An 11007-nucleotide genomic window follows, 5' to 3' on the forward strand; every position below is an offset into this window, starting at 1 on the left:
ACTCTGCGGCCTCCCCCGGTGGGAGATGCAAGGGCTCAGAGGCGGGTCGCGGTCCGCACCAGGCCGGCGAGGGCCCGGGAACGGCTGTGCGGCGGCCAGGCGATCACCGTCGTCACGGCCGGCGCGTCGGACACCGGCACGACGACGAGGCCGGGGTTGAGCTGGGCCCGGCTCGACTCCGGCAACACCGCCGAGGCCCGGCCCAGTGCGATCAGCTGGTACAGCTGCGCGCTGTCGCGGACCTGCGGGCCGGGCCCGTCCGGGAAGGTGCCGTCAGGGCGGGGCCGGCGTGGTTCCGGCAGGCCGGGCAGGGCGGTGATCTCGGCCAGCGTCACCTGCGACCGGGTGCTGAGGGGATGCCCGGCCGGCAGGACCACGACCTGCCCCTCGGTGCACAGTTCCTCGGTGTCCAGCCCGGCCGTGGAGTCGAACGGCAGGTGCAGCAGCGCCACGTCCGCCCGCCCGTCGCGCAGCATCCGCTCCTGCTCGCCGATGCCGCACAGCAGCACGTCGACGGTCGCCGCGCCGGGTTCGGCCGCGTACGCGTCGAGCAGCTTGGCCAGCAGTTCGCCGGACGCCCCGGCCTTCGTGACCAGGACCAGCCCGGAACTGCCGGTCACGGAGAGAGCGGCCCGGCGGGTACGGCGGTCCGCCGCGTCGACCGCATCGAGGGCGGCCCGCCCCTCGGCCAGCAGCACCGACCCGGCCTCGGTCAACACGACGCTGCGGCTGGTGCGCTCCAGCAGCGTCACGCCGAGCCGGCGCTCGAGCTGGGCGACCGCCCGCGACAACGGCGGTTGCGCGATCCCGAGTCGCTGGGCGGCCCGGCCGAAGTGCAGCTCCTCGGCGACGGCGACGAAGTACCGCAGCTCCCGCGTCTCCATTCCTGCACGGTACCGGCGGCGGCTCCGCATCGATACCCGCGAGGTATCGATGCCTTCTCAAACGGTGTTGGTGGCGGTCCGGGCCGCGGCCAGGATTCCTGGCATGACAGAGACGACGATCGCGCTGGTCACCGGCGCGAACAAGGGAATCGGGTACGAGATCGCGGCCGGCCTGGGTGCCCTGGGCTGGAGCATCGGCGTGGGCGCCCGCGACGACCAGCGCCGCGAGGCGGCGGTGGAGAAACTGCGGGCGGGCGGCGTCGACGCGTTCGGCGTACCGCTGGACGTGACCGACGATGCGAGCGTGAGCGCCGCCGCCGAGCTGATCGAGGGCCGGGCCGGGCGCCTCGACGTCCTGGTCAACAACGCCGGGATCACCGGGGGCCGCCCGCAGGAGCCGAGCAGCGTGGATCTCGCGATCATCCGCACGGTCGTGGAGACCAACGTGATCGGCGTCGTCCGGGTCACCAACGCGATGCTGCCGCTGCTGCGCCGTTCGGCCGCGCCGCGGATCGTGAACATGTCCAGCAGCGTCGGTTCCCTCACCCGGCAGTCCGGCCCGGCCGACGATCTGACGACGGGGCCGGTGGCCCTCGCGTACTCGCCGTCGAAGACGTTCCTGAACGGCGTCACCGTCCAGTACGCCCGGGAGCTGCGCGGCACCAACATCAAGATCAACGCTGCCTGCCCCGGCTTCGTGGCCACCGACCTCAACGGCTTCCGCGGGGTGCGTACCCCGCAGCAGGGCGCGGCGACCGCGATCCGGCTGGCGACGCTGCCCGACGACGGCCCGACCGGCGGGTTCTTCGAGGACGCGGGGGTGGTGCCCTGGTGACGGGCCTCAGCCCGCGATGACCCGGTTGCGGCCCTGGTGCTTGGCGGCGTAGAGGCGCTCGTCGGCCAGGGCCTGGGCGGCCGGCAGGTCACCGCCGGCCGGCACCACCGCGACACCCAGGCTGATCGTCACCGACAGCCCGGGCTGCAGCACCTCCCACGGGTAGCCGGCCACCTGGGCCCGGAGCAGCTCGCAGCGCGCCAGCGCGTCCGGCAGGCTCAGCCCGTCCAGCGCGATCAGGAACTCCTCGCCGCCGAACCGGGCGACCAGGTCGTTGTCGCGGACGTTGTCGCGCAGCAGGGCGGCGATCTGCCGGAGCACCTCGTCGCCGACGAAGTGCCCGAAGCGGTCGTTGACCCCCTTGAACAGGTCGACGTCGGCGATCGCGACGCACAGCGGCCCGGCCGCCGCGGCGAGCTCCGGCAGCCGCAGCTCGGCGAAACGCCGGTTCGGCAGGCCGGTCAGCGCGTCCTCGGACGCCTGGCGCTGCCAGCTCAGGTTGGCCGCCTCCAGCTCCACGCTGCGGACCCGGTGCAGCTCGGCCTCGAGACGGGCTTTGTCGGCCTCCAGGCGCGCGTTGTCGAGCTCGAAGTGGTGCACCGCCATCCGAGCACGGGCCACGGCGACGTGGTTGTGTGCCTCCCGTTCCAGGGCGTGGAACGAGCGGTAGTGGGCCAGCGCCGCGGCCGGGTCGCCGACCAGCTCGTACGCGTCCGACAGCTCCCGGTGGATCTCCATGGCCATGGGCTTCTCGCCGGCCTCGACGGCCCGGTCCAGCGCTTCCAGCAGCCCTTCGACCGCGGCGGCGCAGTCCCCGCGCATCAGCCGCACGTGCGCCTGGTGCTGCAGGGCGGCCGACTCCAGCGACCGGTAGCCGTGGATGACGGCGATCGCCCGCGAGTCCTCGATCATCCGGGCGGCCCCGGCGAAATCACCGGCCAGCGCCAGCAGCATCCCGTGATTGTCCAGGCAGATCGACTCGCGGAACGGGTGCCGGGCGGCGCGGGCCAGCCCGAGTGCTTCCTCGACGTAGCCGAGGGCGCTGCGCAGCGTCTGCTCGGCGCGGTCCTGCTCGCCCGCGGCCCGCAACCGCTTCACCTCGTGGACGGCGTTGTCACCGACGTTGTTGAGGATGCAGAATCGCGCCTCGGTGTCCATGCCGTCGGCCATGGTGAGCGCGCGCATGAGGTACTCGGTGCTCATCTCCCGGTCGCCCATGCTGCCGTGCACGACGCCGGTCCGGTTGTGCACCCAGTAGAGCAGATCACGGTCGCCGAGCCGCTGCGCGATGTCGCGGCCCCGGGCGAGCACGTCGAGCGCCTCGTCGTGCATGCCGAGATCGTTGAGCGGCAACGCCTGCAGGGTCAGCACCTCGCAGATGCCGGCCTCGTCACCGGTCGCCTCCAGCACCGCGACCGCTTCGCGGCAGGCGGTGACCGCGTCCTCCTGCTCGCCGAGGCGCAGCAGCTGGTTGGCCAGCGAGCGCAGGCCCCGGGCCTGGCCGGCGGGATCGCCCGAGGCCCCGGCCAGCTCCGCGGCCTGACGCGCCACCGCAGAACCGCTGCGGTAGTCGCCGGCCAGCCGGTAGTCCTCGGCCGTCTCCAGCAGCACGGCGACCTGGACGACGGCGGGGCCGGCCGGGCGTTGCTCCACGAGGCTGGTGCCGGTCATACCGTGCCTCCTCGCGGGTCCGTTGCCACGAGGTTCTCATCGCCAGGCCGGGACCCGGCTTGAGTGTTCCGGTACGGCGATCTCCCGCGCCCTAACGGTTCACGTACGGCTCGAAAGCCCCGCTCAATGCCTGGCGCAGCACCGACCTGGGCCGGGCACCCACGATGGTGTGCACCACCGTGCCGTCGCGGAAGAACAGCAGCGTCGGCATGGACAGCACCCGGTAGGCCCGCATCGTGACGGGGTTCTCGTCCGCGTTGAGCTGGGCGATGAGCACGCCGGGGAAGTCGCCGGCCAGCTCGGCCAGGGTCCGGGCGACCGGCCCGCACGGCGGGCACCACTCGGCCCAGAAGTCCACCAGCACCGGCCGCGGGCTGCCCAGCACCAGCTCGGCGAAGGTGTCGTCGGTGACCTCGGTCAGCGCATCCGCAAGCATTGCTTCTCCCGTTCCTCGATGGCCTGGGCGAGCTGCCCGCGCAACCGGTCACGGACGCCGGCGAGCTGGTCCAGATAGGTCTCGACCTCGGTGAGCTTGCGGCGCAGCACCGCGACGGAGTCGGGGCAGACGTGCCCGGTGGCGTTCCCGGCCCGCAGGCAGGCCACGAACGGCCGGATGTCGTCGAGCCCGAATCCGACGGCCAGCAACGCCCGGATCTCGTGCACCACCCGCAGCTCGGCCTCGTCGTAGCGGCGGTAGCCGTTCGCGTCGCGCTGCGGCTCGACCAGCCCGTGCTGCTCGTAGTAGCGCAGCGTGCGGGCGCTCGTCCCGGCCCGTTCGGCCAGCTCCCCGATCAGCATCCGGCTCACCTCGTTCGTTGGTCCGCACCGACGCTAGGCCTTGCCACCGGCGTCAAGGCAAGTGTCTGCGCATCCGGACCAGCGGTACAGCGATCCCGCCCGAGGTCTCCGTCACGTGCTCGACGACGGTGAAGCCGGCCGCCTCGTACAGCGGGCGGCCGGCGAGGGTGCCCATCAGCTCCAGAGTGCGGAACCCCTCGGCGGCGGCGGCCGACTCACACCGGTCCAGGATCAGCCGCCCGACGCCGCGGCGGGTGAAGCCGGGACGGGTGTACATCGCCCGGACCCTGGCCGGCTCCCGGGCGGGATCCAGCAGTGCTGAATCCCGCCCGCCGGAGTGGTCGCCGCCGTAGAGGGTGGCCCGCCGGCTCCAGCCGCCGCAGCCGGCGAGCTGCCCGTCGGCCAGCACCACGAAGTACGTGCCGTCGTCGATGAGCTGGGTGTCGAGGCCCATGATGGCGTGGCTGGCGGCGATCTGCGCGGGGTCGAGGAAGCCCCGCTGGAGCTCTTCGATCGCGGCGGCGATCAACGGACGCAACTGCGGCAGATCGGCGTGTGACGCCACCCGGCTGGTCAAGGTCATGCGGCTCAGTCTGCCCGCGAGGTCACCAGGACGGCATCATCGCGGCGGGGTAGCGGGAGCCGGCCGCGCCGTGCGGCACGATCTCGTCGACCCGGGCCAGGTCGGCCGGGGTCAGCGTCACCTCGGTGGCGGCGATGTTCTCGGCCAGGCGCTGCGGGCTGCGGGTGCCCGGGATCGGCACCACGTCGTCGCCCTGGGCGAGCAGCCAGGCCAGCGCGAGCTGGGTGACCCCCACACCCTTGGCGGTGGCCAGCTCGGTGAGCGCCCGTACGGCGGCCAGGTTGGCCTCGTAGTTGCCCGGCTGCCAGCGGTCGTCCCAGCGCCGCATGTCGTCCTCGGCGTAGCTGTCGGCCGGCCGCACCTCCCCGGTCAGGAAGCCCCGCCCCAGCGGCGAGTACGGCACGAACCCGATCCCCAGCTCGCGCAGCACCGGCAGCACGTCCGTCTCGACAGCCCGCTCGAACAGCGAGTACTCGGTCTGCAGCACCGACACGGGCTGGACCGCGTGGGCCCGGCGGATGACCTCGGGACCGGCCTCGCTGAGCCCGAACCACCGCACCTTGCCCTCGCGGATCAGCTCGCCGACGGTGCCCGCTACATCCTCGATCGGCACGGCCGGGTCGACCCGGTGCTGATAGAGCACGTCGATGTGGTCCGTGCCGAGGTAGCGCAGGCTGTTCTCGGTCACCTCGCGGATGTGCGCGGGCCGGCTGTCCAGCGCGACGCCGTAGCGGGCCGGGTCGGTGAGGTCGAAACCGAACTTGGTGGCGATGACGATCTCGTCGCGGAAGCCCCGGACGGCCCGGCCCAGCAGCTCCTCGCCGGCGCCCTGGCCGTACAGCTCAGCGGTGTCGAAGTGGGTGACGCCGAGCTCGTGGGCACGGCGGATGGTCGCGATGCTGCTCTCGTCGTCTCCGGCGCCGTACGCGATGGTCATGCCCATGGTGCCCAGGCCGAGGGCCGAGCTCGTCAGGCCCTGCCCGCCCAGCCTGCGGATCTCCAGCTTTGTCATGCCTCGACGCTAGGCCGGGCGGGGCCGGCCGGCATGGGCCGGCAACCGCATAGTCTTGCCTGATCCGCTCACCGGAAGGACGACGATGCTGGACGAGCTCGCCCGCGCGATCGCCGGCCACTGCCCGCGGTTCTTCGTCGAATCCGCGGTGCCCCGGCTCGCGCTGGTGGCGGCCGACGAGGCACCCGCCGTGGTCGACATGATGTACACGCCGATGCTCTGCTTCGTGGCGAGCGGCGCCAAGCGCGCCACCGCCGGTGAGCACAGCGCGCTCGTCGAGGCGGGGCACATGTTCGTCAGCTCGCTGGAGGTGCCGGTCACCGCGACGTTCGAACGGCTGCCGTACCGCTCGGTGGTGCTCACGCTCGATGAGCGGGTGCTGGCGGATCTCCTGCTCGAGCTGGGCGCGGAGGCCGCCCTGCCGGCGCCGGACCCGGGCGGGGTAGTCAGCACGCCGATGAGTCCCGAACTGGTGGACGCGGTGACCCGCTGGGTCCGTCTGCTCGACGCCCCGCACGACATCGGGCCGCTGGCCGGCCGGATCGAGGGCGAGATCCTGTACCGCCTGCTCGGTGGCCCGCTCGGCCCGGTGCTGCGGCAGTTCGCGCTGGCCGACTCGCACGTGACCCAGGTGCGCCGGGCGGCCGGCTGGATCCGGGCGAACTACGCGCGCCCGCTGCGGATCGAGGACGTGGCCGCCGTGGCCCACATGAGCACGGCGACCCTGCACCGGCACTTCCGGCGCGCGACCGGGATGAGCCCGTTGCAGTATCAAAAAGTGGTCCGCCTGCAGGAGGCCCGCCGCCTGCTGGTCGCCGGGGACACGACCGCGGCGATCGTCGGCGAACGGGTCGGCTATGCCAGCGCGACCCAGTTCAACCGCGAATACCGCCGGGCGTACGGCGTCCCGCCGGGGCAGGACGCCGTCCGCCTGCGTGACCAGCTGCTGCGGACCTCAGCGCGGCGTCACGCCCCGGCGGTGACGGCCGCTGTCTAGCCCTGGACCTCGATGCTGTCGACCCGGTCCGGGTAGAACGCGACGTGGTCCTTGATCTCCTTGACCGCGTCGTGCGGGTCCTCGTAGACCCAGATCGCGTCGGTCGACCGCTGACCGCCGGCGGGGATGGAGTAGTAGCTCGCGTCGCCCTTGTAGGGGCAGTGCGTGCTGGTCTCGGTGCGCTCGAGCAGCGACCGGTCGACGTCCTCGATCGGGAGGTACTGCACGGCAGGGTAGGTGGACTCCTGCAGGGTCAGCGCCCGGGTGGTGTCGGCGACGACCTTGCCGGCCACGGTGACGACGATCCGCGCCGGGTTCGGCGTGACCGTGATGGGGTGATTCGGTCCGGGCTGCAACACAGTCTTGGCCATGGTGGTGCCTTTCCGTCTTCGTCGAAGGACTCGCCATGGTGCAAGTCATCGGGGCCCGGATTATTCCGCCGGGTGCTGCCGCTGCGGCCGTACGGCTCAGAAGTCGCCGGCGGTGTTGCACTTGGCCCGCTGGACCACGCAGTTCTTCACCCGGTGGCCCAGCGCGGCGTTGTCCCAGGAGAGGAACGCGTCGCCGGGCATCGAGGAGGCCATCTTCGACGCCACGTGCGCCTTGTGGGTCGGGCTGTCCAGCCGCTCGTACAGGGTCGGGATCCAGTACGCCGGCTTGCAGCTGGTCGCCCAGCCGGCGTCACTCGGCGCGCCGTCGCCGAACGAGAACCAGTTGACGTTGACGAAGTCGCCGCCCGCGGTGTTGCGCACGACGCTGGTGGCTGCGGTGGCGGTGCCCGCCGTCGTGACGGCGAGGATTCCGCTGAACAGAGCGGTCAGGGCCGCGTCGGGAAGCGCTTCCGACAGTTTCCGCAGCAAGTGGCCAGGAAGCGTTTACTTGGCCCGGCGTCCGCTCAGGGGAGCAGGTCGTCCAGGACGGGCGGCTTGGTGAAGATGCCGTCCGTACGGCCCAGCGTGGCCAGCCGCTCCAGCGAGGGCCGGTTGATGTCGTTGGGCCAGCTCGGCAGGATCATCGCGGTCCGGACCACGTCGTTGATCTTCGTGTACGTGCCGACCGTCGCCCGGATCTCCTCGGGGTGGCCCGCGGCGTACTGCAGCGACTCGTTGACCGCCGCGGCGAAGTTCTTCACCAGCTCGGGATCCTTGTCGATGACCGCGGTGCCGGTGAAGTACATGGCCACGGTCAGGTCCGGCGCGGTGTCGACGTAGTTCGACGCGACCACCTGACCGCCCTGGGTCAGCACCTCGGACAGCTGCGGCTCGACCACCCACGCCGCGTCGACCTGCTGATTCTGCAACGCAGCGGGCATCTCCGAGAACGGCATCGCCTGGAACTGGATGGTGGCCGGATCGCCCTTGTCCTGGCGTACCGACTGCCGCACGGTGGTGTCGCCCAGGTTCTTCAGGGTGTTGACCGCGACCCGCTTGCCGGCGAGGTCCTTGGCCGACCGGATCGGGCTGCCGTCGGCCACGACGACCGCCGAGAAGTCCCGGCCCGCGCGCCCGGTCGAGGCGACGCCGTTGGCCACCGCCTTGAGCGGGGCGCCGTCGGACTTCGCCGCCATCAGTGAGGTCACGTTGCTGAAGCCGAACTGGTACTTGCCCGCCAGTACGCCCTTGACGATCGGGGCGCCACCCTGCTCCGGCACCAGCGTCAGATCGATGCCCCGGCTGCTGAAGAAGCCCTTCTGCTTGCCCAGGTAGATCGGTGCGACGTCGACGATGGGGATGACGCCGACACTGACCTTGGTGCCGACGCCGGCCTTGTCCGGCTGCTCGGTCTCCGAGCTGCAGGCCGCCGCGGCGAACAGGGTCACCGTGACGGCGACAGCGGCGAGGATCCGGCGCATGGTGAGTCTCCCGGGGGTGCGGACGTGGGTGGGCCCGGGAGACCGTACCCCGCAGTAGCCTCCCGCGGGTCGGCCGGAACGGTCAAAGGTCGGCACCGACCCGGCGATACGCCGGCGACCGGCCGGTCAGCAGAACCGGGGCAGATGGTGGGCCAGCTGGGCGCGCCAGGACGGCCAGTCATGCGGTACGTCGGGACCCCACAGGTCGAGCTCGTGCCGCAGGCCCCGGGCGCCGAGCAACTGCGCCATCCGCCGGGTCGAACCCAGCGCGCCGGTGGTGTCCTCCCACTGGCCCTGCCCGCACACCAGCAGCGCCGACACCCGCGAGCGCAGCCACTCCAGGTGCTCCCCGTGCAGATTGGCGACGTAGTCCACCGGGCTGTTGAAATACACGGCGTCACCGCGTTCGCCCCAGCTGCGCCAGGCGGCCGGCTCGTAGTTGCCGGAGAAGCACAGGGCGAGCGGAAAAAGGTCGGCCCGTTTCAGGGCGAAGTTCAGGGCGTGGAACGCGCCCATCGAGCACCCGGCCGTGGCTATCTCGGCTTCCTCCCCGGAATCGGCCCGCACGTGCGGCACGACAGCGTCGACGATCCACGACTCGTAGGAGGCATGCCGGCGGGCGCGCTCCTCCAGCGGCAGATAATCGGCGGACCAGGTGGCGGCGTCGAACGAATCAACGCAGTACAACTTCACCCGCCCGGCATCGATCAACCCCTCGACCGCGGCGACCATCCCGTTGTCCGCGAACTCCCACGCCTGCCCCAGCTCGGTGGGAAAGACCAGAACGGGCCGGCCGAAATGCCCGTAGACGGCGACCGTGCCGGAAGCGCTGCTGGTCGGCGAGTCGAGTTTCACGGAGTAGTGGCGCACCTGGCCGATGTTCCCTGCCGGCGGTCCGGCCACACCCCCGGGTACCCCGCCCGGGTCGGGGGCCTGCCCATCGGCGGCTCAGTGCTGAGCTTGCCGCCTTCAGGAGTGAGGCGGATCGGGTGGAGTTGGAGCAGTTGCTCGACCGGCACAGCAGTGCGGAGACGCGGGAGATTCGGAGGATTCTGCTTCGCCAGGATGCTGTTCGCGGCTGACGAACGGCTGGCGCTTGTCTGCTGGGCCGGATGGCCTACCGGGCCGGGTGCAGTTTGTCGGCGGGGGTCGGTGTCGCCGCAAGGAGGTGCCCGGCGTTCGGATCATGCGGGCGTCAGGCTCGCGGCCGCATCACTAGGCTGTCGCTGTGACAGGTCCTGACGGTGGCGATCCGAGCGGTGACGCGTCAGCGCCTGATCTGCTGGTCGGTGCGCCCGAGCGCGACTCGGCGCAAGAGGTGCTGGAAGGGCACCTGATCGAGAAGCGGCTCGAACCCGCCGAGTACGAGCGGCGGGTGGAGTCCGCCAAGCAGGCACGCACGCAATCGGAGCTGCTGCTGCTCTTCGCAGATCTCCCACCGCCTCATCCGGTGCTGCCGACCGCGACTGTTCCGCCCGCTGCGCCGGATGACGAGACGCCGCCGCCGATCTTCCTTGCCGGCTGCCTGATGCTGGCGCTGGGTCTGCCCGTGGCGGTCGTGCTGGGCTTCGCCTACGGGATCTGGTGGACGCTCGCCGTGCCCGTGGCGGCAACTGTGGCGATGGCGTACGTCGAGCATCTGCGTACTGCGAGCCGGGAGCGGGCGTCGGGCAGCACCCCACAATCTCCGGAGTGATGCGCTGGGCGAGATCGCGCCGCCGGTGCCACCGGACCCGCCGCCCTTGTCAGGGTCAGCCGGCTTACGAAACCGACCTGGGCGTCGCGTCCGGAGCCGGTGCACTCAAGTCGATGATCAGTGGCGCCGCCGCCCGGTCCGCCTCGCGCCGCGGCGCCCGGGTTCGGATGATGATCAGCAGGGAGAGTCCGGCCAGGCCGAGATTCCCGACGACCGCCACCCCGAACACCGCCCACGCCAGAGTGGTGAACTCGATCGATTCGAAGCCGGCGGCGACGACGATCGGCGCCAGGTAGAGGATGGCGTCGACAATGAACAGTCCGCACAGCAGGCGCACCGGCCATCGGAAGCTGGCGGGGTCGGTCTGCAGCCCGAGCCCGCCGAGCACCGCGGCCAGCACCGCGGCGAGCGTCACGATCGCCTGCACGAAGAGCGCCTCGCGACGCGCCACGTATTCGCCGGCGACGGTGTCCACGATCCCCAGCACCGGCCCGAGAGTGAAGGCGCTGGCCACCCACGTGCCCCCGCGCAGCACCACCCCGGCGATCGCGCCGGTGTAGAGCATGGCGGCCGTGTCGGGCTCGGTGCCGTTGTGCTGCCCCGCGTCCATGCGGGCAAGCTAGCACCCGATGCCCAGCGCCCGGCCCCCGTCAGCACACCCCGCGACCAGAGCCAGCCC

Annotated in this window: 14 protein-coding genes; 3 read left to right on the forward strand and 11 right to left on the reverse strand. The window is 71.8% G+C overall.

The features are described from left to right. Positions 1-35: 35 nt before the first annotated feature. Positions 36-884 (reverse strand): LysR family transcriptional regulator, encoded by an 849-nt coding sequence (locus tag Aau02nite_RS21415; protein WP_212990311.1) that lies wholly within the window; start codon positions 882-884, stop codon positions 36-38. A gap of 103 nt (positions 885-987) precedes the next feature. Between Aau02nite_RS21415 and Aau02nite_RS21420 the strand changes: the two genes are divergently transcribed. Beyond that, positions 988-1719, forward strand: a complete 732-nt coding sequence (locus Aau02nite_RS21420; RefSeq protein ID WP_212990312.1) for an SDR family oxidoreductase — start codon at positions 988-990, stop codon at positions 1717-1719. 6 nt (positions 1720-1725) lie between these two features. On the opposite strand, the gene Aau02nite_RS21425 is transcribed toward Aau02nite_RS21420, so the two are convergent. The 5 genes from Aau02nite_RS21425 to Aau02nite_RS21445 all read right to left on the reverse strand — a co-directional run bounded on the left by Aau02nite_RS21425 (position 1726) and on the right by Aau02nite_RS21445 (position 5783). Next, on the reverse strand, positions 1726-3390 hold the full coding sequence (locus Aau02nite_RS21425; RefSeq protein ID WP_212990313.1) for a GGDEF domain-containing protein: 1665 nt from the start codon (positions 3388-3390) through the stop codon (positions 1726-1728). A gap of 91 nt (positions 3391-3481) precedes the next feature. Continuing rightward, complete coding sequence (locus tag Aau02nite_RS21430) at positions 3482-3826, reverse strand: thioredoxin family protein (protein ID WP_281421005.1); 345 nt, start codon at positions 3824-3826, stop codon at positions 3482-3484. Next, positions 3808-4188 (reverse strand): MerR family transcriptional regulator, encoded by a 381-nt coding sequence (locus Aau02nite_RS21435; protein ID WP_212990314.1) that lies wholly within the window; start codon positions 4186-4188, stop codon positions 3808-3810. Before Aau02nite_RS21435 ends, Aau02nite_RS21430 begins: the two co-directional genes overlap by 19 nt. A 52-nt stretch (positions 4189-4240) precedes the next feature. Next, positions 4241-4771 (reverse strand): GNAT family N-acetyltransferase, encoded by a 531-nt coding sequence (locus tag Aau02nite_RS21440; protein ID WP_212990315.1) that lies wholly within the window; start codon positions 4769-4771, stop codon positions 4241-4243. Between the two features lie 22 nt (positions 4772-4793). Beyond that, positions 4794-5783 (reverse strand): aldo/keto reductase, encoded by a 990-nt coding sequence (locus tag Aau02nite_RS21445; RefSeq protein WP_212990316.1) that lies wholly within the window; start codon positions 5781-5783, stop codon positions 4794-4796. Between the two features lie 85 nt (positions 5784-5868). Here Aau02nite_RS21445 and Aau02nite_RS21450 point away from each other — a divergent pair, with 85 nt between their 5' ends. After that, positions 5869-6780: an AraC family transcriptional regulator gene (locus Aau02nite_RS21450; RefSeq protein WP_212990317.1), complete on the forward strand. Its 912-nt coding sequence runs from the start codon at positions 5869-5871 to the stop codon at positions 6778-6780. Here Aau02nite_RS21450 and Aau02nite_RS21455 read toward each other — a convergent pair. From Aau02nite_RS21455 to Aau02nite_RS21470, 4 genes are all read right to left on the reverse strand, one after another. Next, positions 6777-7151, reverse strand: a complete 375-nt coding sequence (locus tag Aau02nite_RS21455; RefSeq protein ID WP_212990318.1) for a DUF427 domain-containing protein — start codon at positions 7149-7151, stop codon at positions 6777-6779. The genes Aau02nite_RS21450 and Aau02nite_RS21455 overlap by 4 nt on opposite strands. Positions 7152-7247: 96 nt before the next feature. Next, complete coding sequence (locus tag Aau02nite_RS21460; RefSeq protein ID WP_246595333.1) at positions 7248-7640, reverse strand: hypothetical protein; 393 nt, start codon at positions 7638-7640, stop codon at positions 7248-7250. 35 nt (positions 7641-7675) lie between these two features. Next, positions 7676-8632 (reverse strand): ABC transporter substrate-binding protein, encoded by a 957-nt coding sequence (locus Aau02nite_RS21465; RefSeq protein ID WP_212990319.1) that lies wholly within the window; start codon positions 8630-8632, stop codon positions 7676-7678. A gap of 126 nt (positions 8633-8758) precedes the next feature. Continuing rightward, positions 8759-9502, reverse strand: a complete 744-nt coding sequence (locus Aau02nite_RS21470) for an esterase family protein (protein ID WP_212990320.1) — start codon at positions 9500-9502, stop codon at positions 8759-8761. A gap of 358 nt (positions 9503-9860) precedes the next feature. On the opposite strand from Aau02nite_RS21470, the gene Aau02nite_RS21475 reads away from it, so the two are divergent. After that, entirely contained in the window at positions 9861-10328 is a 468-nt protein-coding gene (locus tag Aau02nite_RS21475) for a DUF1707 SHOCT-like domain-containing protein (protein ID WP_212990321.1), read from the forward strand. Positions 10329-10392: 64 nt separating this feature from the next. Here Aau02nite_RS21475 and Aau02nite_RS21480 read toward each other — a convergent pair whose 3' ends face one another. Further along, positions 10393-10938, reverse strand: a complete 546-nt coding sequence (locus tag Aau02nite_RS21480; RefSeq protein ID WP_212990322.1) for a hypothetical protein — start codon at positions 10936-10938, stop codon at positions 10393-10395. Between the last annotated feature and the right edge of the window lie 69 nt (positions 10939-11007).

Origin of the sequence: Actinoplanes auranticolor (genome assembly GCF_018332655.1) — a bacterium.
GTDB classification, from domain to species: Bacteria; Actinomycetota; Actinomycetes; order Mycobacteriales; family Micromonosporaceae; genus Actinoplanes; species Actinoplanes auranticolor.